This window comes from Curtobacterium sp. LFS079 (genome assembly GCF_047977865.1).
Taxonomy (GTDB): Bacteria; Actinomycetota; Actinomycetes; order Actinomycetales; family Micrococcaceae; genus Arthrobacter.
Map to the genome: position 1 here is coordinate 1 of NZ_JBFPFO010000023.1, position 22,779 is coordinate 22,779.

Here is a 22,779-nt window from a genome sequence, read left to right on the forward strand (position 1 = left end):
GTCATAGCGTGGGGGAAACGCCCGGTCCCATTCCGAACCCGGAAGCTAAGACCCACAGCGCCGATGGTACTGCACCCGGGAGGGTGTGGGAGAGTAGGACACCGCCGGACATAATTTGGAAGTTCAGGCCCCGACAATGAATGTCGGGGCCTGACCTGTTTAACAACCGGAACACACAAACCCAGGCCGGTCCGAGGCCGAGGCCGGCCGGCGGGGCAACGGACTACCGGGTCAGCGCACGAGCGCAGCCCACGTACGCGGACCGACCACGCCATCAGCGGCGAGTCCCCGGGAACGTTGGAAGGCCACAATGGCGGCCTCCGTCTTCGGCCCGAAGACGCCATCCTGTGCCGTCCTGAAGCCCTTGGCCTCGGCGCAGTGCTGGAGACCGAAGACTGCGTGGCCTTCGCAGCCTTCCGTGCGCGTGAGTTGCAGGGCAGTCCAGGTCTTTGCGCCAACGATGCCGTCGGCCGCCAGACCCCTGGACTTCTGGAATGCGACCACTTGGGCCTCGGTGCCGGATCCGAAGACACCGTCGACCGTGAGTGGGCGGCCGCGCTGGCGGAGCAGCCGCTGCAATGCGGTCACGAAGTAGCCGTGCTGCCCGCGGCGGACCACCCGCCAGGCGGGAGCCGAGGGAGCCGGCGGGGGAGTGGACGTGCTTCCGCCAAGCTTGCGGGCCAGCGCCGCGACGGCGGGATCGTTGGGTCCCTTGACCAGTTCGAAGTGCATCTCGTCCTTGCGGTTGTTGTAGTCACCGCCCCAGCGGACCACACCGTCGCAGGCTGAAAGGATGGAGCGGATCGCGCGGACCTGTGCGGCCGTGAAGGTTCCGGAGGCGCCAAGGAAGTGCTCGGGCGCATTGACATCGATCGCCGTGCCGCTGGCGTGGTTTGAATAGGACGTGCTTCCGCTGATCTTCCGGAAGTTGTAGCCCCAGCATTCGCCCCTGCGGAGGGTTTCGACCTCGTTGTTGAAGCGGCGGGCAACGTAGCCGAGGATGGTGTGCGGGGCCCCGCTCCGCACACCCTGCGGGAAGGTCACGGTGCCCACCGTCAGGGTGCTCAGGGGAAGGCCGGTCGAGGCCGGCCACCCGTTCTGGGAGGTGGCCGCGGCGGCGGGTCCGGCGCCAAGCAAACTGAGGCCTCCCACAGCAACCGCCACGCCGCCGCCGATGAAGAGCCGGCGGTTCAGCGGATTGCCCGGGGCAACAGCCGCCGTCCCGGTGGCCAAGTGTTCATTGCACATGTGTCTCTCCTGTCAGTTGGGACCCGATGGTGTGCGGGGCCCGGCCGGCCCCGGAAAGATCCGGCGGGGTCGTGGGCGGCGGGTCCGGGCGCCAAGTGGCGCTTCGCTCTTGCTTGTGAGTTTTGCAGCGGTGCCCTGCCGTGCCAATGGTCAGCACTGCCCATCCGGGCGCAGGACGAGGCTTCCCGGTGCGGTCCGTCCCGGTAAAGTTGGTGCCCATGGACAGCCTTTTCAGCCACCCGGAACCAGGCCCCGGCCGGGACGGGCAGGCACTCGACCTCGAACCCCTCGTCTTCACCGTTGTCGTCCCGGCACCCGTGGCTCACGCGTTCATGGGATTCACCGACCACCCGCATCTGTGGTGGCCGATGGAGGAGCACAGTGTCTACGGGGCCGGTTCGCATGTGGAGTTCGAAGAGAACCTGATCCTGGAAACCGCGGAAGACGGGCGGACCAGCGTGTGGGGCACCATCGATGACTGGCAGCCGCCGCTGTCCTTCCACGCCAGTTGGTACCCGGCGAGCACTGCCCTGTGGTCCACTGAACTCCGGGTGGCATTCCGGGCTGTCGACGGCGGAACCGAAGTCAGGCTGGTGCATGAGGGCTGGGAGGGCGCTGAAGATCCCGCGGCAACCCGTGCCTCGTATGAGGAAGGCTGGCCCGGGGTCCTGAATCGCTATGTCCGGTTCATGGGCGGTGCGGGTGGCTAGGATCCGCCGCCTGGTGCGGGAGGACTGGGAGCTGTTGCGGGCGGTCCGGCTCGAGATGCTTGCGGACAGCCCGCTGGCCTACCTTGAGACGCTGTCGGCCGCACGGCGCCAGACGGATACGCAGTGGCAGGAACGGGCGGGCATGATGTCCAGCGGCACGAACATCACGCTACTGGCCGACGGCGGCGCGGACGATCCGCGGGTACGCGGCCTCATGCGGGTGGCGCTGAAGGAGCCGCAAGGCCAGGAGCAGCCGCGCAGGGCAATCCTCCTCAGTGTCTACGTCGCCCCGGCCTACCGCGGCCTGGGCCTGGCGGAGGAACTGCTCGAGGAAGCCTGCGGGGTGGCCCGGGCGGAACTTGGCGCGGCCGTCCTGGAGCTCGGTGTGCATGAAGACAACCAGCGGGCCAAGGCCTTCTACCTCCGCCACGGCTTCGGATTCACCGGCGAATCACGGCCGTTCCCGCAGGACGTCCCGGGCGCGGGCGCCATGGCAAAGCGGGAGCTTTCGATGGAGCGGCAGCTGTCCCGGGCAGGGGCTCACGGCCCTGTGTGTACCACCCGATAACAGGCCCCGTCGGGCAGGCCTCAGCGGGGCTGCGGCGGTGTGGCGGTGCTCCGGCGCACCACGAATTCGGGTTCCACGATGTCGCCCAGGGCTGCGGCATCACCGTCGAGCTGCCGCAAGAGCATGTGGACGGCGTCGGCTCCCTGCCGGCGCGGCGCCTGGTCGAAAGTGGTGAGGCCGAAGACCTCACCGAGCTCATGCCCGTCGATCCCGATCACCGAGAGGTCGTACGGGACACGGAGGCCGAGCTCCTGCGCCGCCGTGATGACGCCGATCGCCATTTCGTCCGAGGCGGCGAAGACCGCCGTCGGATGTCCGGAAGGCGATGCCAGCAGCCGCTTGGCGGCAGCGTGCGATCCGGCAACCGTGAAGTCGGTGGGCACCAGCCATTCCGGGCGGACGGCGATGCCTGCGTCCTTCATGGCGGTTTCAAAACCCAGCCGCCTGCTGACCGGCAGGGCGAAGTCCCGCTCGAATTCGGGCGATCCGCTCAGGTGCGCAATATCCCGGTGGCCCAGGTTGATCAGGTGCTGGGTGGCGCGGCGGGCGGTTTCGACGTCGTCGATATGCAGGGTGGCGATGCCCTGGATCGGCCCGCCCAGGCCCACCACGGGACGCTTCACACGCAGCAGCTGTTCCACCTCGTCCGGCGAGAGTTCCAGGGAAACGGCCACCACGCCGTCAAGCCGTTGGCGGAGGAGGAAATCGTTCAGCACGCTATGGCGCTGACCCGGCCCTTCGCCGGTGGTGTAGAGGGTGAGATCGTAGCCGGCCTCGAGGAGGGCGCCAGAGGCGCCCTCCAGGACACTTGAGAAAAACCAGCGCTGCACGGTCGGCAGCATGACGCCGATGTTCCGGGTCCGCCCGGAGGCCAGGCTGGCGGCGTTGTAGGAAGGGACGAATCCGAGTTCGGCGGCGGCGTCCAGGACGCGCTGCCGGCTGCGCTCGGAGACGTTCCCGCGCCCGCTTAGGGCGCGGGACACCGTGGCCATGGAAACCCCGGCTGATTGCGCGACATCCCGGATGCTCACGCTCACAGGGGTCTCCGTCCGTTTATTAACTCTCCATGCTCAGGCCCGAGGTTCGAGGCTGAGCCATGCGGCCTCGCCCGGGGCGAGGACACGCCCGTCCTTGCGCTGGCTGCTCAGCAGGATGTCGAGGTCCGGCAGTTCCATGTATCCGTCGCCGAGGTTCAGCATCACCAGAATAGTGCCATTGACGAAGGCAAGTGCTCCGTGACGGCACCATGACTCGGCCCAGGCCAGCGAACCGGCGCCGAGTCCGAACTCCCGGCGCAGCTCCAGCGCACGGCGGTAGGTCGACAGATGCGAGGCCGGGTCCGCGGACTGGGCGTCACGGGCCAGGACATCCCAGTCACTGGGTTGGGGGAGCCAGCTCATGCCCGTTGGGCTGAAGCCGTGCGCCGCTTCCCCTGCGCGCCAGGGCAGCGGGACACGGCAGCCGTCGCGGCCCACCCGGGCGCCGCCCGTGCGGTGGAACGTGGGGTCCTGGCGCCGATCGGCCGGGATCGCCGTGTTGTCCGGAAGGCCGAGCTCCTCGCCCTGGTAGAGGTAGGAGCTGCCCGGCAGGGCGAGCATGAAGAGGCTTGCGGCGCGGGCCCGCCGGCGCCCCAATGCGGTATCCGGCTGGGGGTCGTCCGGGCCGACGCCGTCGCCCAGCCCTTGCCCGGGATCGCCCATGCCCAGGCGGCTGGCGTGGCGGACGACGTCGTGGTTGGAAAGCACCCAGGTGGTAGGAGCGCCGACGGCGTCAAACGCCGCCAGCGAACGGCTCACCACCGCGCGGAGCGGCTCCGCCGCGAACGGCGAGGCCAGGAACGGGAAGTTGAAGGCCTGGTGCTGCTGGCCCGGGGCGACCCATGCGGCCATGCGTTCGATCGGGTCGACGTTGGCTTCCGCGCAGAGGATGCGGTCATCGCCATACTCCGCGAGGACCTCGCGCCAGCGGCTGTAGATGTCGTGCAGGGCCGCCTGGCCGAACATCGGCGCCTCGTGGCTGGGGAAACCGTCGGAGGAACCGCCGTCGGCCCGTCCGCCCCAGTCCGGAAGCCCGGGCGCCTTGACGAGAGCGTGTGCCACATCTACCCGGAAGCCGGCGACGCCGCGGTCCAGCCAGAAGCGCAGGACGCGTTCGAACTCGGCGGCAACAGCGGGGTTGTCCCAGTTGAAGTCGGGCTGGCTGGAGTCGAAGAGGTGCAGGTACCACTGGCCGGGAGTGCCGTCGGCTTCGGTGATGCGGGTCCACGCCGTGCCGCCGAAGTGGGACTGCCAGTTGTTGGGCGGCAGCTCGCCCCCTTCGCCGCGGCCGTCGCGGAAGACGAAGTGTTCCCGCTCGGGGCTTCCCGGTGCAGCGGCCAGCGCGGCGCGGAACAGCCGGTGCTCGGAGGAACAGTGGTTCGGCACGAGGTCCACGATGACGCGCAGGCCAAGGTCCCGCGCACGCGCGCTCAGGTGCTCGAAGTCCTCAAGCGTGCCGAAAAGGGGGTCCACGGCGCAGTAGTCGGCGACGTCGTAGCCGCCGTCGCGCTGCGGCGAGGCGTAAAAGGGGGAAAGCCAGACGGCGTCCGCGCCCAATTCGGCGATGTGGTGCAGTTCGGCGGTGATGCCGGGGAGGTCGCCCACGCCGTCGCCGGACGCATCGCGGAAGGACCGCGGGTAGATCTGGTAGATGACAGCTGAACGCCACCAGGAGCCGTCGGAGTCCGCGGCATGAACGTGCGTCAGCGGGCCGAGCGCTGGGTGCTCGGCGGTGGCTGCGGCCGCTGGGGAAGCCGCAAATGTAATGGAAGACATGGTGCATTCTAGACAGCGCCGAAGCATTTGCGGAAACGCTTGCACAAAGATGACGACGCATTTTCTGGAAGCGCTTGCAGAAGGATTCATTGTGGGTGTAGAGGGTTTTTGCTTGGCTTCGCTTGGCAGAAACGAAAGTTCTGAGTAGAGTTTGGAAACGTTTCCAGAATGTGAGGCGGTTCACTTCCGCAAATCAGCGACGATGGCCATCGGCCCAGCGCGCCTCACCACAAAACATCCAGAAGGGACACCAACGATGGTGCGTTTCACTGAGCAGCCTGCCCTGAGCCGCAGGACTTTCACGATGGGAGCCGCTGCGATTGCGGCCATGATGGGCCTGAGCGCGTGCGGTGGCGGGACTCCCACCAGCACTGCCACTACCGAATCGAAGAAGGACCTCGCCGCCGCCGGCGCCGCGACGATCACCATGTGGCTCGACGCCCAGCGCGCGCCGGCGCTGAAGGCCGTGGCAGCGAAGTTCAAGGCGGACACCGGCATCGAGGTCAAGCTCGTGATCAAGGACTTCGCCGCCGTCCGGGATGACTTCATCACCCAGGTACCCACGGGCAAGGGCCCCGACCTGGTGGTCGGACCGCATGACTGGCTGGGCAAGTTCGTCCAGAACGGCGTGATTGCACCGCTGGAACTCGGTGACAAGAAGTCCGGGTTCCAGGACTCCGCCATCCGCGCCATGACGTACAACGGTTCCGTCTACGGCGTTCCCTACGCCGTCGAGAACATCGGCCTGATCCGCAACACCGCGATCGTGGACAGCACGTCCACCACCTTCGACGAGGTCCTGGGCAAGGGCAAGGCGGCAGTGGCCGCGGGCAAGGCCAAGTACGCGTTCCTCGTCGGGCTTGATCCCAAACAGGGCGACCCGTACCACCTCTACCCGCTGCAGACTTCCATGGGGGTTCCGGTCTTCGGGACCAACGCCGACGGCGAATACGACCCCAAGCAGCTGGCCCTGGGCGGCCCCGGCGGCGCCGAATTCGCGGCCAAGCTCAAGCAATGGGGCGACGCCGGCTCCAAGGTGCTCAACTCGAACATCACCGGCGACATTGCCAAAGAGAAGTTCCTGGCCGGCGAGAGCCCGTACTTCATTACCGGTCCGTGGAACGTGCCGGACATGAAGAAGAAGGGCATCAAGTTCGCCGTGGACCCGCTCCCCACCGCCGGGAGCAAGCCCGCCCAGCCGTTCATCGGGGTCAACGGCTTCTTCGTCAGCGCCAAGAGCGCCAACGCCCTGGCAACCAATGAATTCGTGGTCAACTACCTCACCACGGAAGCCGTCCAGGATGCCATGTTCGCAACGGGCAGCCTCCCGCCGGCGCTGAAATCCTCCTTCGACAAGGCCGCCTCCGACCCGGTGGTGAAGGCTTTCGGCGAAATCGGCGCCCAGGGTGTCCCGATGCCGGCCATCCCGGAAATGTCCGCGGTCTGGGCCGACTGGGGCGCCACCGAACTGGCCCTCATCAAGGGCAAGGGCGATCCCGCCACCGAGTGGGCCAAGATGGTCGCCAACATCAAGGGAAAGATCGGCTCCTAGCCCTTCCCGGCCGTTTCCGGCCCGCCTTCCAGATCCGCCCGGCCGGCGGGGGACGCAACCCCGCCGGACGGGCGCGCCTTGGCGACCTCCGCCGTCGCACGCCAGACACTCCATTGAAGGAATCTTCCATGCCCCCTACAGCCAAGTCCGCCCTTGAGGCGATGCCCGACGGCGGCACTCAACAGCCCGCGCCGCCGCGCCCCCGGAGGGTCCTGCCGGCAAGCCGCCGCGGCCCGGACTCCTGGAAGGGGACCCTCGCCAAGATCATCCTGCTTGGCCTGGTGGACGCAGTTGCGGTGTATGTGCTCACGGCGCTGTTCCTCAGCCAGTCCTGGGCAGTGGTGGCCGTAGCTGCGCTGGTGACCGTTGCCATCAACTGGATCTACCTGCGCCCGGGCGGGTTGCCCGCCAAATACCTGGCTCCGGGTGTGCTGTTCCTGCTGGTGTTCCAGGTGTTCGTGGTGGTGTTCTCCGGATACATCGCCTTCACCAACTACGGCGACGGGCACAACGGCAGCAAGGAAGACGCGATCTCCTCGATCCTGACCTCCTCGCAGAAACGGGTCCCCGATTCCCCGGCCTACCGCACCTCGATCCTGGAAAAGGACGGCAGCTACTACCTCCTGGTCACCAAGCCGGACGGCGAAGCGCAGATCGGCACCACGGAATCCAAGCTCGCGGATGCCCCCGGTGCCGTCAAGGACTCCACCGGCAAAGCCAAGGAACTCGCCGGGTACCGGACCCTTGCCTTCCAGGAAATCGTGGCGCACCAGAAGAACGTGCTGGGCCTGGTGGTGCCGCTGTCGGACGATGCGGCCGCTGGCACGCTGCGCACACAGGACGGCAGCAATGCCTACGTCTTCCGGTCGAACATGGTCTACGACAAGGCGGCGGACACCCTCACGGACACGGACTCCGGTGCCGTGTACCGGGACTCCGGGCAGGGGGACTTCGTCTCCGGCTCAGGTGAGAAGCTCGCCACCGGGTGGAAGATCGACGTCGGCTTCAAGAACTTCGTCACCGCCTTCACCGATCCGGAGCTGCGCGGGCCCCTGCTTTCGGTGACCCTGTGGACCTTCACGTTCGCCGTCGTCTCGGTGCTGCTCTGCTTCGCGCTTGGATTGTTCCTTGCCATCACCTTCAACCGCAGCGACTTCAAGGGCAAGAAGGTCTACCGGATCATCATGATCCTGCCTTACGCGTTCCCGGCCTTCCTCTCCGGACTGGTTTGGGCCGGCCTGCTCAACCCCGAATTCGGCTTCATCAACAACGCGCTGCTGGGCGGGGCCCACATCGGCTGGCTCACGGACCCGGTCCTGGCCAAGATCAGCGTGCTGGTGGTCAACCTGTGGCTTGGCTTCCCATACATGTTCCTGGTCTGCACCGGCGCACTGCAGTCGCTGCCCGAAGACGTGGACGAGGCGGCCCGCATGGACGGTGCCAGTGCTTGGCGGATCTTCCGCTCCATCAAGCTGCCGCTGCTCCTGGTCTCCGTGGCGCCGTTGCTGATTTCCTCCTTCGCCTTCAACTTCAACAACTTCAACGTCATCTACATGCTGACGGCCGGCGGGCCCCGATTCGAAGACACCACCCGGGACATCGGTGCGACGGACATCCTGATCACCCTCGTCTACAAGAGTGCTTTCGGGGTGGGCACTGGCCGGGATTACGGACTGGCCAGTGCGCTGGCGATTGTCATCTTCATCATCGTGGCCACGATCTCGGCCATCAGCTTCAAGCAGACCAAGGCCCTCGAGGACGTGAACTGACATGAGCACCACTCCTGCTTCCGCACGCCGCAACAGCTTCCCGCGCTGGTTCCGCGACAAGGGCTGGCGCCATCTGGTGGGCGTGGCCACGAGCATCTTCGCGGTCTTCCCGCTGCTGTACGTTCTCTCCGCCGCCTTCAACTCCACCGGAACCCTCGCCGGTTCGGCCAGCCTCTTCGGCCAGCTCTCCGGCGACAACTTCACCAAGCTGTTCGGCAACGAACAGCGGCCCTTCGGCCGCTGGTTCGCCAACACCATGGTGGTCGGGCTCGTCACCTCCGCTGCTTCGGTGTTCCTCGGCGCGCTGGCTGCCTATGCCTTCTCCCGGATGCGCTTCACCGGCCGCCGGGCGGGCCTGCTCAGCCTGCTCCTGCTGCAGATGTTCCCGCAGCTGCTGGCCGTCGTCGCGATCTTCCTGCTGCTCAGCGGCATCGGCGAGATCATCCCGGCACTGGGCCTGGGCAGCCAGCTGGGCCTGATCATGGTGTACCTGGGCGGTGCGCTCGGCGTGAACACCTACCTGATGTACGGCTTCTTCAACACCGTGCCGCAGTCACTGGACGAGGCGGCCAAGCTGGACGGTGCCAGCCATGTGCAGATCTTCTTCGGCATCATCCTGCGACTGGTCACCCCGATCCTGGCCGTAGTGGGCCTGCTGACGTTCATCGGCATCAGCAGCGAATTCGTGATCGCCAGCGTGGTGCTCAACGACCCCAACAGCCAGACCCTCGCCGTGGGCCTGTACTCCTTCGTGGCCAACCAGCGCACCGAGGACTGGGGAGTGTTCGCGGCCGGTGCCGTGCTTGCCGCGCTCCCGGTCATGGCGTTGTTCCTCTTCCTGCAGCGCTACATCGTGTCCGGCCTCTCTGCGGGGTCGGTGAAGGGATGAGGGTCGGTGAAGGGATGAGCATGCCCGGTTTCGAAGCCCACCACGACGGCTCCCCGCTCTACCTGCTGGACGGCCCGGTTCCGCTGGGCGGCACCACCCGGGTGCGCCTGCGGACCTGGGGAGGGGAAAACGGTCCGTCCGACGGCGGGCGGCCGGCCGCCGTCGAACGCGTCTGGCTGCGGACGGTCGAGGACGGTGAGCCGCGCTTCACCGAGGCCCGGCTCCTGGAGAACTCGGACGGCTGGGACTGGTGGGAGGCCGGGTTGCGTGCCGTCAACCCGCTGGCCCGTTACCGCTTCCTGCTGCGGGAGGCCGACGGGCGCGTGGCGTGGCTCAATGCCGCCGGTCTGCACGCACAGGACGTTCCAGACGCCCAGGACTTCCGCCTCTCAACCGCCGGCGCAGGTCCGGATTGGGCCGCCGGGGCCGTGATGTACCAGGTCTTCCCGGACCGCTTTGCCCGCTCCGCGGCAGCGGACAATCGCCCCGCGCCGGACTGGGCGGTGCCTGCGGACTGGGACACCGACGTCGTCCACCAGGGCCCCTACACGCCGCTGCAGTTCTTCGGCGGCGACCTCGACGGCGTCCGCGAACGGTTGGACCACCTGGCGGAGCTTGGCGTCGACATCCTCTACCTCACCCCCTTCTTCCCCGCGGCGTCGAACCACCGCTACGACGCCGAAAGCTTCCGCCGCGTGGACCCGTTGCTGGGCGGCGACGAGGGGCTCATCCGCCTGGTGCAGGCCTGCCACGAGCGCGGCATCAAGGTAATCGGTGACCTCACCACGAACCACACCGGGGACACCCACGAATGGTTCCGAACGGCGCTCGCAGATCCGGGGGCCGCGGAACGTTCCTTCTACTATTTCCGCCCGGACGGCAGCTACGAAAGCTGGTGGGGCGTGCCGAGCCTGCCCAAGCTCGACTGGGCTTCGGACGGGCTGCGCCGGGAGTTCGTGGAGGGCACCAAATCGGTGGTGGCCCACTGGCTTGCCGAGCCGTTCAACCTCGACGGCTGGCGCGTGGACGTGGGCAACATGACCGGCCGGCTGGGCGCCGCGGACTGGAACCGGGAGGTCGGGACCCTGGTGCGGCGGACAGCGCTGGAGACCCGCCCGGATGCGCTGATCGTGGCCGAATCCACCAACGACGCCGCCCCGGACTTCCAGGGCGACACGTACCACGGCTCCATGAGCTACGCCTCCTTCACCCGTCCGCTGTGGGCGTGGCTGACGGACGGGGCGGCCGTGAACTTCTTCGGCTCGCCCCTGCCGTGCCCGCCGCGGATCCCGGCCTCGCAGTTCGTAGCCGAATACCGTGCATTCGCCGCGGCGTATCCCTGGACAGCGCGGCTGCACAGCCTGGTGGCGATCGACACCCACGACACCGCCCGGGCCGCCACCGCCATGATCCCCGGCGGACAGGCTGTTGCAGCAGTGCTGTCCTTCACGCTCCCGGGCATGCCCACGGTTTTCGCCGGGGACGAGTTCGGCCTGGAAGGAATGAACGGCGAACACTCCCGCACCCCCATGCCCTGGGACGAACCCGGGCGCGTGGTGCAGGACCTCCGCGGCCTCTACTCCGCGCTCGGCACGCTCCGCCGCGAAACGGTCCTTCGCGCCGGTTCGCTGCGCTGGCTGCACGCCGACGCCGACACACTCGCCTTCGTGCGGGAACTGGCGGGAGCAACGGCACTGGTGGTCGCTGCCCGGGACGAGGCCGACGTCGTCCTGCCGGCGGGGCTGCTTCCTGCGGCTGAGGACACGGAGGCCGCGCTCGCCGTCGGGCGGCTGAGCCTGAGTGCATCCGACGACGGCGGCGCCCGGCTGCGCGCGGCGGGTCCGGCGGCGGCGGTGTGGCTGCTGCCATGAGCCTGCGGGGCGTTCCGGCTAAGCTGGATGGCACTGAAACACTGCGAAGACTGCCGGCTTGGCAAGTCCGCGGTGCGCATGTGAGGAAACACCCGTGTCACATCAGACGGCAGCAGCCGGGAAATCACAGGAAATCAACGCAGCGGCCAGCCCCAACGAGGCGCCGGCAGGCTTCATGGCAGAACTCGCCGCAGGCTTGGCCGCGGCACAGATCACCGCGGACGGCGGCACACTGTCCACCTACTCGATCGACCAAGGCCCGGTGGTGGACTGGCAATTGCCGCTCGCCGTCGTCTGGGCAGAATCCGTGGAGGACGTGCAGCACATAGCGCGCACGTGCACGAAGTACAAAGTGCCCATCGTGCCCCGCGGTGCCGGCACCGGGGTGTCCGGCGGGGCGCACGCCGTCAAGGGCTGCATCGTCCTCAGCCTGGAACGGATGAACCGCATCCTGGAGCTGAACCCGGAAGACGAGACCGCCGTCGTCGAACCCGGCGTCATCAACGCCGACCTCAACGAGGCCGCAGCGGAACATGGCCTGATGTACGCGCCGGACCCGGCGAGCTATCGGATCTCGACGATCGGCGGCAACGTGGCCACCAACGCCGGCGGGCTGCGCTGCGCCAAGTATGGGGTGACCCGCGATTCGGTGCTGGCCCTCGACGTGGTGTTGGCCGACGGCTCCCTCCTGCACACCGGGCACCAGACCTTCAAAGGCGTCGCCGGGTACGACCTGACGGCCCTCCTGGTGGGCTCCGAGGGGACGCTGGGAATCGTGGTCGGGGTGACCGTGCGCCTGCGGTACCTGTCCCGCGAGGTCCACACGATCGCAGCCTTCTACCCGGACTTCCGCGGCGCAGCGGCCGGGGTGCTGGCGGTCGGCAAGGCACGCGTGCAGCCGGCCATCATGGAACTCCTGGATTACGGGAGCCTGGAGCAGCTCGATGAGCTGAACGGCACCCAGCTGCTGGCCCGGGGCAAGTCCCTGCTGCTGGTCCAGACCGACGGCTTCGGCGCGGCGGCGGAAGCAGACGTGGTCCGGAAGGTGCTCGCCGCCGGGGGAGCGGTGGTGACCACCGAGGCCAGCGAGGAAGCCGAACGGCTGGTGGACATGCGGCGCAGCAGCCGCGGCACCGAGGTGGACGACGAATTCCGGGTGGGCGAGGACATCGCCGTGCCCAGGTCGAAGCTGGTGGACTTCGTCGCCGCGCTGGAGGACATGGCAGCACGGCATGACGTGCGCCTGAAAGTGGTGGCGCACGCCGGCGACGGGAACCTGCACCCGACCTTCTGGGCGGACCGCGTGGACGAACTGACAGACGCCGGCACCGTCCGCCGGCTCAATGCTGCCTTGGACGAGTCGATCGAGGTAGGCCTGCGCCTGGGCGGCACGATCACCGGCGAGCACGGGGTGGGCCAGTACAAGCTGCGTTGGCTGGATCTGGAACTGCCCGGGCCCGTCCGCGAACTCCAACGGCAGATCAAGGAAGTCTTCGACCCGGCGGGCATCATGAATCCGGGGAAGGCGATCTGAACATTGGTATCCCAAACGCCATAGAAGGTCACATCCGATCACGTCCTGGGACTTTCATTTACTTTGATCGACTCGCCCCCTAGTCTTGTTTGGTATACCAAATTGGATTAGGGGGAACGATGAGTGCACGACGGCGGCCAGTCCGCAAGGGGACCGCGGCGTGGTCCGCCTGGGCTGTCATGGCAGCCCTGCTCCTGGTGTCCATCAACTTGAGGCCGGCCATCACCACGATGGCCGGCGTCATGGGCAAGCTCGACAACGGATTCGGAGTGGACAGCAATCTCCTTCCGATCCTGGGAGCCCTGCCTGTGCTCGCGTTCGGGGTTTCCGCGCCTCTTGGCCCCTGGCTGGCGAAGCGGCTCGGAACCGGATGGGCCGTTGCGGTTGCCCTCCTGGTGCTCGCCGCGGCCCTGATGGCCCGCGCCCTTGTTCCCGGATTCATCTTCCCTGGCACCTTCCTCGCGGGGGCGGCAATCATGGCGGCCAGCGTGCTGCTGCCGCAGATCGTCAAGGAGTACCACGGCACGGGTTGGTGGACCGGACTGTGCACCATGGGCTTTGGCCTCGGTGCGGCGCTCGGGGCAGGACTGGTCCAACCGCTGCAAGCGGCACTTGCCGGCAGCCTCGCCGGTGCCCTGGCGATCTGGGCCGTGCCGGCTGTGATCGGTGCGCTGACGGTGGGTTCAGCCGTCCGGCAAGGCCCGGTCCGGCCCGCCTCCGCCGGCCCGGGAACCGGTGGTCTACCTCCGGCGAGGATGCCCCTGCGGAAGCAGCGCACCGCCTGGGCCGTTGCGGCGTTCTTCGGGCTCCAGGCCCTGCTGTACTTCGCCGTCACCTCCTGGCTTGCCGTGTTCCTGGAATCCAAGGGCCTCGATCCGGCCGGGGCCGCTGCACTTCTGGCCTGGTTCAGCATGGCCGGCCTGCCCGCGGGACTGCTGGTCCCGGTGCTGGCAGGCAAGCGCGCCGTTCTCAGGCTTATGGCTCCGGGCTTGGGCATCCTGATCGCTGCCGCCTTGCTGGGCGTACTTGTGGCGCCGGCAAGCATGCAGTTCCCTCTGATCGGCATCCTTGGCTTCGCCCAGAGTGCTCCCTTCGGCCTGGGCATGGCGTTGATCGTGATCCGTTCCTCGGGTCCCCGTACGGCCGGCCGGCTGTCCGCCATGAGCCAGGGCTTTGGCTTCGCGGTAGCCTCCCTGGGCCCGCTCGCCGCAGGCCTGCTGCACGAATGGAGCGGTAGCTGGACGCCGAGTTTCGTGATGCTCACTGCCGTGGCCCTGCTGGTGGCTGTGGCCGGATACCTTGCGGTCAACGGACCGTTGGTCGACGCTGGCGAGGCCGTAGTGCACAAAAGGGAACCGGCCGCCGTCGGGCGCTAATCAAATAGCGCGAACGTACAGTTGAGGCCCCGAAATCCGCGGATTCGGGGCCTCAACTGTACGTTCGCGCTTATGGAAGGGGGCTAGACGAGTTCCAGCTGGTCTGCCACTACCTGGCCACGGTGGATCACCGTGCGGTCCTTGCCGCGGTCCATCACGGCGGAGGCGACCGTCTCGCCGTCGACCAGGAGCAGTTCCGCCGGGTCTCCGACGTCGCAGCCGGGGCGGTGGGCCGTGCCCTTCAGGCGGGTGGCGTTCGGGTCCAGGATGCTGGCGCCGCCGATGCTGGCGATCGCGAGGCAGTGCTCGATCAGTTCGTCCTTGCGGAAGCCGTGGGTGAAGGCGAGCTGCCAGGTGCGGTCCAGCATGTCCGTGTTGCCGTACGGGGACCAGTAGTCGCGCTGGCCGTCCTGGCCGAGGCCCAGGCGGACGCCGGCCTCGGAGAGCAGCGGGATAGGCAGCTGGCCTGCCGCGCCGGCCGAACCCGGGGCAACGGAGGCCAGGGACACGTCCAGTTCGGCGAACTCGTCGATGAGCCGGCGGGTGGTGGCCTCGTTGACGCTGCCCAGCTGGTAGGCGTGGGACATGGTGACCTTGCCCTGCATGCCCAGCGCCCGGGTGCGTTCCAGGATGAGATCGGTGCTGAAGACGCCCAGCTCGCCGGGTTCGTGCAGGTGGAGGTCCACGGGGACCTGGTACTTCTCGGCGAGGCCGAACACGATGTCCAGGTGCTTCACGGGGTCGCGGTCCAGGGTGCAGGGGTCGATGCCGCCCATCACGGTGGCGCCGGCCTTCAGGGCCTCCTCGAGCAGCTCGGGCGTGCCTTCTTCCCGGAGGAGGCCGGCCTGCGGGAACGCGATGATTTCGACGTCGGCCTGGTCCTTGAAGTGTTCCTTGGCGGCCATGACGGCGTCGAAGCGCTCCAGCTTGCAGTCCACGTCCACCTGGGCGTAGGAGCGGACGCGGGTGGTGCCGCGGGCGATCATGCGCCCAAGGGTGTCCCGTACTCGATCGTTCAGCGGAACCTCGGCGTTGCGCCAGTTCAGGCGGTCGTTCATCATCATGGCCCAGACGCCGGGAGCCCCGGTGTGTTCGCGGAACGGCAGGCCGATCCGGGTGGAGTCCAGGTGCACGTGGACATCGGAGAACGACGGGACCAACAGGCGGCCGCGGCCCTCGACCACGGTGGCGTCACCGGCCGGGCGGGCCGGGTCATGCGGCTCGACGGCGGTGATCTTGCCACCTGCGCTGTCCGAAACGATGCTCACGTCGCTCAGGGCCTGTCCCCAGGGCCGGGCGGCACGGATCAAGGTTTTCACAATGATGCTCCTTTGTTGATGGGTCTATTGCACACCAGCGGAAAGCGCGCCCGCCAGAGTGGAGTGGTGGCAGGCCGGCGAGCCTGCGATGGCCGGAGCCGGGATTTCGCCGATGCAGCGCTGCTTCTGTTCCTCGTCGAGGGTGCTGAACAGCGGGCAACGGGTGCGGAACACGCAGCCGCTGGGCGGGTTGGCGGGGGACGGCAGGTCGCCGCGGAGCCGGATCTTCTCCTGGGCCCGGGCCTGGCGCGGATCCGGCAGCGGCACGGCGGAAAGCAGGGCCCGCGTGTAGGGGTGGCGCGGATTGGCGAACAGTTCATCGCGGGAACCCTGCTCCACCATCTTGCCCAGGTACATCACCGCCACCTGGTCCGAAATGTGCCGGACCACCGAGAGGTCGTGGGCGATGAAGATGTAGGAGACTCCGGTGTCCTGCTGGATCTCCTGCAGCAAATTGACCACCTGGGCCTGCACCGAGACGTCCAGCGCGGACACCGGTTCGTCGCAGACGATCACGGACGGGTTCAGCGAGATGGCCCGGGCGATGCCCACGCGCTGGCGCTGGCCGCCGGAGAACTCGTGCGGGAAGCGGTTGTAGTGCTCGGCCTTGAGGCCTACCTGTTCCAGAAGTTCCTTGACGCGGTTCTTCAGGCCGCCCTGCGGGTTGATCTTCTGGGCCACCATCGGGGCCGCGATGGCCGTGCCGATGCTCTGCCGCGGGTTCAGGGAGGCGAAAGGATCCTGGAAGATCATCTGTACCTTCCGCCGGAAGTGGTAGAGGTCCCGGCCGCGCAGTTCGCTGATGTCCACGCCGTCGACGACGATTCGCCCGGCGGTGGGCTCCATCAGCCGGGCGATCATCCGGCCTGTAGTCGACTTGCCGCATCCGGACTCGCCCACGAGTCCCAAAGTCTTGCCGCGTTCGAGGCTGAACGAGACGCCGTCGACGGCTTTTACGGTGCGCTTCCCGCCGGAGGCGAAGAGGCCGGTCTTGATGGGGAAGTGTTTCTGGAGGTTCTCCACCTGGAGAATTGCATGATGTTCCATGGTGGTCCTATCGGGCCTTCCGGATTTCGAGGATCTGTGGGCCGCTCAAGTGGCAGCGCTTGCCGTGCCCGTCTTCGCTGGTGAACTGCGGCCGCTGCGATTCGCAGACGCCGTCGCCGGCGAGGGCCGCGTATTCGCAGCGCGAGCTGAAGATGCAGCCTTGCGGCAGGGCGAGGAGCGACGGCGGCTGGCCGGGAATCGGGTTCAGGCGCCCGGCGGAACTGTTCAGCGTGGGCATGGATTTGAGCAGGCCCAGGGTGTAAGGGTGCCGGGTGTCGTAGAAGATCTCATCCACGGGTCCGGATTCGACGCATTGCCCGCCGTACATGACCAGGACGTCGTCGCACACCTCTGCTACAACCCCGAGGTCGTGGGTGATGAGGATCAGCGCCGAATTGGTTTCCTGCTGGAGCTCGGACATGAGGTCCAGGATCTGGGCCTGCACCGTGACGTCGAGGGCGGTGGTTGGCTCGTCGGCGATCAGCAGTTCCGGCTCGCATATCAGGGCCATGGCGATCATGGCGCGCTGGCGCATGCCGCCGGAGAAGCTGTGCGGGTACTCGTCAAAGCGCATGTCCGGGCTGGGGATTCCCACCCGGCCCAGCATGTCGACGGCGGCCGCCCGGGCCTGCTTCTTGCTCGCCTTGTTGTGGACCAGGTAGGCCTCAGCGATCTGGTGGCCCACCGTGTAGAAGGGATGCAGGGCGGAGAGCGGGTCCTGGAAGATCATGCCGATGTTTCGGCCGCGGAGCTGGCGCATGCCGGACTCGGGCAGCGTCACCAGGTCCTTGCCCTGGAAGATCGCCTCTCCGGTCACCTGGGCGGACGTGCCCTTGAGCAGGCCCATGAGCGCCTGGCTGGTGACGGACTTGCCGGAGCCGGACTCGCCCACGATGCCGAGGGTCTGGCCGCGGTCGAGCCTGAAGTCCATGCCGTTCACTGCGGAAACGACGCCGTCGTCGGTGGGGAACTTCACGGACAGGTTCCGGACATCGAGGAAGGCACCGGCCGTGGGGGCTTTGGCGCCGCCGGCAGCCCGGGGGCTGGGTGCCGCTGTTTGGCTGGGCTGGATCATTGGAGTCTCACTCGGGGGTCAATGGCTGCGTAGGCGAGGTCGACGACGACGTTCGCGACGATGACGAAGAAAGCGGCCAGCATGGTGATGGCCATGGTGACGGGAAGGTCGCCGGAGATGGCGGCCCGGACGGCCGTGAAGCCAAGGCCGGGAACGGAGAAGATCTGCTCGGTCAGCACCGCACCTCCAAGGAGCAGGCCGATGTCCATGCCCAGCATGGTCACCACCGGGGTGATGCCGGCACGCACGCCGTGCTTGAAGGTGACGGTCCGGGGAGACAGGCCCTTGGCCCGGGCGGTGCGGATGAAGTCCTCGCCGAAGGTCTCGATCATGTTGGTGCGCGTGACCCGGATGTAGGAGGCGCTGAAGAGCACCGCGAGGGCGATCCAGGGCAGCAGGTAGTTCAGTACCCAGGCCCACGGGCCCTGCGCGCCGAAGGGACTGTTGATTTCATTGGTGGTGAACGGCAGCAGATGGAACTGGTTGACGAACACCAGCAGCAGGAAGAGGCCGGTCACCGGAATCGGCAGCGAAACACCAACCGAGGCGGCGCCGACAATGAACTTGTCCGCGGGAGTGCCCTTGCGCAGGGCGGCCAGGAGGCCGAGCCCGACGCCGGAGAGGGTCCAGAGGACCAGGGCGCCGATTGCAATGGAGAAGGTGTAAGGGAGCGAACGGGCAATGATGTCCGAGACGTTTTCATTGGTCTGGAACGACTTGCCAAGGCACGGCCACTGGCAGATTGACTCTGCGCCGGGGGCGCCGATCATGCGGGACGAGAACAGGCCGCGCATGTACTCCAGGTACTGGACCAGGAACGGATGGTCCATGCCTAGGGCCACACGGGCCTCCTGCACGCGTTCGGGGGTGCATTCCTGGCCGCAGGCCGCGGACGCCGGATCCGCAGGACCGAACTGGAACAGCGTGAAGGTTATGAAACTGACGGCAACGAGGAGCAGGAACAGGGAGCCTGTCCGGCGAAGGATGAAACGGATCATGGTGCTGGTTGCGGGCCGCCCGGGCTCTGCCGGGCGGCCCGCGTCTCCTTTGCGGTGAGGCGGTTAGTGTTCGACGCCGACGATCGAGAGGTCGATGCCGCCGAAGAAGTAACCCACCTGGGCGTTGCGGATGTTGGAGCCGACCACGCTGTTGGTGTGGCTGCGGATGAGCGGGATGACCGGGTAGGTCTTCAGGGCCTTGTTGAACTCTTCAGCCCACTTCTTGCCCAACTCCTCGGACGTACCCGCCGTGTTGCGCAGCTCGTACATGGCCTTTGAAACCTGCGGGTCGAAGTAGCGGGCAGTGTTGGAGAAGCCGTAGCTGGTGCCGTCGTTGTTCGGGCCCAGGATCGGGTCTGCCGAGGTGCGGACCGAGGACGGGTCGGCGCCGCCGCACCAACCGGAGCGGCCCATGTCGGGCAGCTGGTCGCTGGCCAGGACCGAGTAGTAGTTCGGGGCCGGGATCGGCACGAGCTGCACGTCAATGCCCAGGGCCTTGAGGTTCTGCTGGACCACGGTGCCGGTGTTCTTGTAGGAGTCGCGGTTGTTGGCGTAGCCGTAAGTGAGGCTCTTCGGGTAGTCCTTGCCTTCGAGAAGCTTCTTGGCTTCTTCCAGCTTGGGCTTGCCCGCGGGGTCGATCTCCAGGCCCGGATCGGCGTAGCCGACCATCTTCGAGTTCAGTGGGCTCTGCTCAAGCTCGCCGAAGCGGCGTCCGCCGTACTGGACCAGGATGGACTGGCGGTCCAGGGCGAGGGCGATCGCCTTGCGGACGTCCGGGTCCTTGAGCTTCTCGGTGTTCAGGCTCAGGACATCATTGCAGCCGAGCAGACCGGACGCCACGCGGTCCTTGACCTGCGGGTCGGCCAGCTTGGCCGAGTCCGAGGTCTGCATTGCGCCGTTGGAGTCAAGGGTGATCGCGGTGGGGTCCGAGTTGGCGAGCAACTGCTGGCTGATGGTGCTCTGGGACGTGGAGAGCGAGAAGCTGAACGTGTCCGGCAGCGCTGTGCGGTTGGTGTCGGTGGCCGGATCCCAGTGGGGGTTCCGGACCAGCTTGAGCGACTTGCCGCGGCTGTAGGACTGCACCATGTAGGGCCCGGAAGACACCGGGTGGTTGGTGTAATCCAGCTTGGTGTCCTTGTCCTTCGGGACAGGCGCGGTGTTCGAACGCGAGGCAAGCGCCGGGAACTCCGCGAACGGCTTCCTCAAGTGGAAGATGACCGTGCGCGCATCGGGGGTTTCCACTGCCTTGAGCACAGCGGAAGGATCCTTGTACGGGCCCTTGTAGCCGCCGGCGTCGAGCGCTGCGTTGAGCTCCTGCGGGGCCTGGGTGTACACGTCCTGCGCGAAGGTGCGCTCGACGCCGTACTTGATGTCGGCGGAGGTGATCGGGCGGCCGTCCTCGAACTTGATTCCTTCCTTGAGGGTGTACGTCCAGCTCAGGCCGTCCTTGGAGACCTTGCCGGTGTCCGTAGCGAGGTCGGGGACGACGGTGGGCGGCTGGCCCGCGGTCTCCTTGGCCATGGTGAGTGTGCGGTAGTACAGCTGGCCGACATTGGCCGTCTGGACGTAGTTGCTGTTTCCGGGGTCCAGAGTCTGGAAATCCGAAGACATCAGGACGTTGACGTTGCCGCCTTTGGTGGTGAAACCGGACTTCACGATCTGCGGAGCGGACTCGGTGACAGAGCCTGCCGAGGCGTTGTTGCCCGGTTGGCTCTGGCCGGCCGCGCAGCCTGAGGCGGCGGTCGCGATCAGCACGGCAAGGGCAAGCGCCCTGCTGCGGTTCTTCATGGTTCTCCTCGTTGAGTGGATGAAACGGAGTTGGGTGGAACGGAATTGGGTGGAGCGGATGTGGAAAGGATCAGTGGCGCGATGCCTTGGGATCGAGCGCATCGCGCACGGCGTCGCCGAGCAGGTTGAAGGCAAGGACGGTGATGATGAGCATCACGCCGGGAACGGCCAGGAACCAAGGATCGCTCAGGTACCAGTTGCCGGCCTGTGCCGCGTTGAGCATCTGCCCCCACGACGGGGTGGGGTCTTTGACGCCGACGCCGAGGAAGGACAGCGCCGCTTCCGCGGAGATGTTGGTCGGGATGAGCATTGTGGCGTAAACCAGCACCACGCCCATCACATTTGGAATGATCTGGCGGAACAGGATGCTCAGGTGCGAGGAACCGAAGGACCGGGCGGCCTCGACGAACTCGCGCTCGCGGAGGCTGAGGACCTGGCCGCGCACGATCCGGGCCAGGTATGCCCAGCCGAAGAAGCCCAGGATGATCACCAGCGATGCCATGGGCAGGAAGCTGCCCTGGCCGAGCGGGGTGTCGCGCAGCCGGGACTGCAGGATCGGGGTCAGGGACAGGACCAGGAGCAGGTGCGGGAAAGCCAGGAACAGGTCCATGATGCGGCTGATGATCGCGTCGGTCTTGCCGCCGAAGTAGCCGGCAGCGGCTCCAAGGACGGTGCCCAGGACAACGGAAACCGCGGTGGAGAGCAGCGCGATGGTCAGCGAGACCTGGCCGCCGAAGGCCAGGCGCGCGAACAGGTCGCGGCCCAGGCCCGGTTCGACGCCGAGCCAGTGGCCGGCGGAGGGGTACATGTAGCCCGGAAGCGGGAGGCCCGGGGTTTGGAAGTCGTCCAGGACGTCCGGACTGGTGTTGGAAGTGAACGGATCATTGCCGGACATGGAGCTGAGGACCGGCGCGAGGATCGCGAACAGCAGGATGGCCAGTACTACGCACAGGCTGAGCAGGGCGATCTTGCTGCGGCGGATCCTCAGCCAGGCTGTGGCTAGCAGCGAGCGGGCCTCGGCGGGGCGGGCCTGGGCTGTGGCCGCGCTCGAGGTGCCAGTCTCGGCTGGGGACTGAAGCTGGGTCAACGGAAAAGCTCGTTTCGTGGTTCAAGGAGCGCGCTCCGGAACGTTTTGTATACCAAAACTCAGATTATGGTAGATCGGATGCGATGTAAATCACAAAAGAGCCACTATCTGGGATACCAAACACCCTTTTAAATGCGACCGGCCCCGGGTGGAAGATCCCCGGCGGATGTGCGTAAGGAAATCCAAGGGCGTCGTGGCAGCGGCGGGCGTCGCAGGACTTCCGTCGAGGCGTTTCGGCCCGTGTATGCTCAGGTGAAGCTATGGGCGGTATACCCGCCGGTCCCCGGAAAAGCCTTGCCGGGGCAGCGAACGGAAAGGGGCCATGCCAATGTCGACGCCGGTGACGGGAACGCTGAGCAGCCGGGACGACGAAGCCCGCGCGGAACAGGTGTACCAACTGGTCCTTGAAGGCATAGTCGCGGGTGACTACGCCCAGGGCGAGCGGCTCCGTGAACGCGCTCTTTCCGAAATCTACAACGTGTCACGGATCCCGGTGCGCGAGGCCATTCAGCGGCTGGAGCAGGACGGCTTCGTAGAGACCTTCCCCCGGCGCGGAGCGGTGGTTCGCCGCCTGACGCTCAGCGACGTCAACGACTTCTTCGACATGCGGCTGTGCCTGGAAACCTTCGCCGCGCGCCTGGCGGCCCTCCAGGTCGCAAAGGGTGCCCCGGGCGAGAGCCTGCAGGAACTGCTCGAGGCCGGCCGGTCGGCCATCGACGACGGCCGGACCGACGACGTCGCACGGCTGAGCGCCGCGTTCCACGCGGAGATCGTCCGCCTGTCCGGCAACCGCCTGCTGATCGAGTCGGTCAAGCCGCTGTTCGGCAGGATGCGCTGGATCTTCGGCCTGGCCCACAACCGCAGCAATGAACTCCAGCGTGATGAGCACGTGGAATTGTGCAAGGCGATCCTCGGCGGCAACGCGGAGCTGGCCTACTCCCTCGCGTACTCTCACATCGAGCTGGGCCGGGTGCCCGTGCTGGCGGGCCTGGCCGGGAAACTGGAGCCCTAGGGACTCCAACGACGGGGACTCAAACGACGGCGCATCCCCGGCAGTGCTGTTGGGCTTGGGAGGCGACGAGCTGGGTCCGGTGGGCATCAGCCTTCCAGCCGGAGCGGCCATTCTGGTTCTGGG

The 22,779-nt window shown here is 67.1% G+C and carries 18 protein-coding genes and 1 rRNA gene; 10 read left to right on the forward strand and 9 right to left on the reverse strand.

What is annotated here, in order from left to right:
• A 5S ribosomal RNA gene (rrf, locus tag ACNQPB_RS19835) occupies positions 1-110 on the forward strand; the annotation flags it as partial.
• 121 nt (positions 111-231) lie between these two features.
• On the opposite strand, the gene ACNQPB_RS19840 is transcribed toward rrf, so the two are convergent.
• On the reverse strand, positions 232-1,248 hold the full coding sequence (locus ACNQPB_RS19840; RefSeq protein WP_498754141.1) for a peptidoglycan-binding protein: 1,017 nt from the start codon (positions 1,246-1,248) through the stop codon (positions 232-234).
• Between the two features lie 218 nt (positions 1,249-1,466).
• Between ACNQPB_RS19840 and ACNQPB_RS19845 the strand changes: the two genes are divergently transcribed.
• Both ACNQPB_RS19845 and ACNQPB_RS19850 read left to right on the forward strand, forming a co-directional pair.
• Positions 1,467-1,958 (forward strand): SRPBCC domain-containing protein, encoded by a 492-nt coding sequence (locus ACNQPB_RS19845; protein ID WP_498754142.1) that lies wholly within the window; start codon positions 1,467-1,469, stop codon positions 1,956-1,958.
• Entirely contained in the window at positions 1,951-2,526 is a 576-nt protein-coding gene (locus ACNQPB_RS19850) for a GNAT family N-acetyltransferase (protein WP_498754143.1), read from the forward strand. The genes ACNQPB_RS19845 and ACNQPB_RS19850 overlap by 8 nt, the downstream gene beginning before the upstream one ends.
• 20 nt (positions 2,527-2,546) lie before the next feature.
• On the opposite strand, the gene ACNQPB_RS19855 is transcribed toward ACNQPB_RS19850, so the two are convergent.
• The gene (locus tag ACNQPB_RS19855; RefSeq protein ID WP_498754144.1) at positions 2,547-3,563 is read right to left on the reverse strand and encodes a LacI family DNA-binding transcriptional regulator; all 1,017 of its coding nucleotides are present in this window, start codon (positions 3,561-3,563) and stop codon (positions 2,547-2,549) included.
• A gap of 33 nt (positions 3,564-3,596) precedes the next feature.
• Positions 3,597-5,339, reverse strand: coding sequence for a glycoside hydrolase family 13 protein (locus tag ACNQPB_RS19860; RefSeq protein ID WP_498754145.1), 1,743 nt, complete (start codon positions 5,337-5,339; stop codon positions 3,597-3,599).
• Positions 5,340-5,595: 256 nt separating this feature from the next.
• On the opposite strand from ACNQPB_RS19860, the gene ACNQPB_RS19865 reads away from it, so the two are divergent.
• The 6 genes from ACNQPB_RS19865 (at position 5,596) to ACNQPB_RS19890 (ending at position 14,330) form a co-directional block, all read left to right on the forward strand.
• The gene (locus ACNQPB_RS19865) at positions 5,596-6,891 is read left to right on the forward strand and encodes a sugar ABC transporter substrate-binding protein (protein ID WP_498754146.1); all 1,296 of its coding nucleotides are present in this window, start codon (positions 5,596-5,598) and stop codon (positions 6,889-6,891) included.
• A 128-nt stretch (positions 6,892-7,019) separates the two neighbouring features.
• Complete coding sequence (locus tag ACNQPB_RS19870) at positions 7,020-8,660, forward strand: ABC transporter permease subunit (protein ID WP_498754147.1); 1,641 nt, start codon at positions 7,020-7,022, stop codon at positions 8,658-8,660.
• Between the two features lies 1 nt (position 8,661).
• Positions 8,662-9,549 carry a sugar ABC transporter permease gene (locus ACNQPB_RS19875; protein WP_498754148.1) on the forward strand — a complete coding sequence of 296 codons (888 nt, stop codon included), beginning with the start codon at positions 8,662-8,664 and terminating at the stop codon, positions 9,547-9,549.
• 20 nt (positions 9,550-9,569) lie between these two features.
• Positions 9,570-11,420 (forward strand): glycoside hydrolase family 13 protein, encoded by a 1,851-nt coding sequence (locus ACNQPB_RS19880; protein ID WP_498754149.1) that lies wholly within the window; start codon positions 9,570-9,572, stop codon positions 11,418-11,420.
• A gap of 175 nt (positions 11,421-11,595) precedes the next feature.
• Positions 11,596-12,954 carry an FAD-binding oxidoreductase gene (locus ACNQPB_RS19885; protein WP_498754158.1) on the forward strand — a complete coding sequence of 453 codons (1,359 nt, stop codon included), beginning with the start codon at positions 11,596-11,598 and terminating at the stop codon, positions 12,952-12,954.
• 119 nt (positions 12,955-13,073) lie between these two features.
• Complete coding sequence (locus ACNQPB_RS19890) at positions 13,074-14,330, forward strand: MFS transporter (protein WP_498754150.1); 1,257 nt, start codon at positions 13,074-13,076, stop codon at positions 14,328-14,330.
• 83 nt (positions 14,331-14,413) lie between these two features.
• Here ACNQPB_RS19890 and ACNQPB_RS19895 read toward each other — a convergent pair whose 3' ends face one another.
• The 6 genes from ACNQPB_RS19895 to ACNQPB_RS19920 all read right to left on the reverse strand — a co-directional run bounded on the left by ACNQPB_RS19895 (position 14,414) and on the right by ACNQPB_RS19920 (position 21,644).
• Positions 14,414-15,649: an amidohydrolase family protein gene (locus tag ACNQPB_RS19895; RefSeq protein ID WP_498754151.1), complete on the reverse strand. Its 1,236-nt coding sequence runs from the start codon at positions 15,647-15,649 to the stop codon at positions 14,414-14,416.
• 24 nt (positions 15,650-15,673) lie between these two features.
• A complete protein-coding gene (locus ACNQPB_RS19900; RefSeq protein ID WP_498754152.1) occupies positions 15,674-16,696 on the reverse strand; it encodes an ABC transporter ATP-binding protein in 1,023 nt (340 codons plus the stop codon).
• 7 nt (positions 16,697-16,703) lie between these two features.
• Complete coding sequence (locus tag ACNQPB_RS19905; RefSeq protein WP_498754153.1) at positions 16,704-17,771, reverse strand: ABC transporter ATP-binding protein; 1,068 nt, start codon at positions 17,769-17,771, stop codon at positions 16,704-16,706.
• Complete coding sequence (locus ACNQPB_RS19910; RefSeq protein WP_498754154.1) at positions 17,768-18,769, reverse strand: ABC transporter permease; 1,002 nt, start codon at positions 18,767-18,769, stop codon at positions 17,768-17,770. The genes ACNQPB_RS19905 and ACNQPB_RS19910 overlap by 4 nt, the downstream gene beginning before the upstream one ends.
• Positions 18,770-18,832: 63 nt before the next feature.
• The gene (locus ACNQPB_RS19915; RefSeq protein WP_498754155.1) at positions 18,833-20,557 is read right to left on the reverse strand and encodes an ABC transporter substrate-binding protein; all 1,725 of its coding nucleotides are present in this window, start codon (positions 20,555-20,557) and stop codon (positions 18,833-18,835) included.
• A 70-nt stretch (positions 20,558-20,627) separates the two neighbouring features.
• Complete coding sequence (locus tag ACNQPB_RS19920) at positions 20,628-21,644, reverse strand: ABC transporter permease (protein ID WP_498754156.1); 1,017 nt, start codon at positions 21,642-21,644, stop codon at positions 20,628-20,630.
• Positions 21,645-21,966: 322 nt separating this feature from the next.
• On the opposite strand from ACNQPB_RS19920, the gene ACNQPB_RS19925 reads away from it, so the two are divergent.
• Positions 21,967-22,656: a GntR family transcriptional regulator gene (locus ACNQPB_RS19925; RefSeq protein WP_498754157.1), complete on the forward strand. Its 690-nt coding sequence runs from the start codon at positions 21,967-21,969 to the stop codon at positions 22,654-22,656.
• The last annotated feature ends 123 nt before the right edge of the window (positions 22,657-22,779 follow it).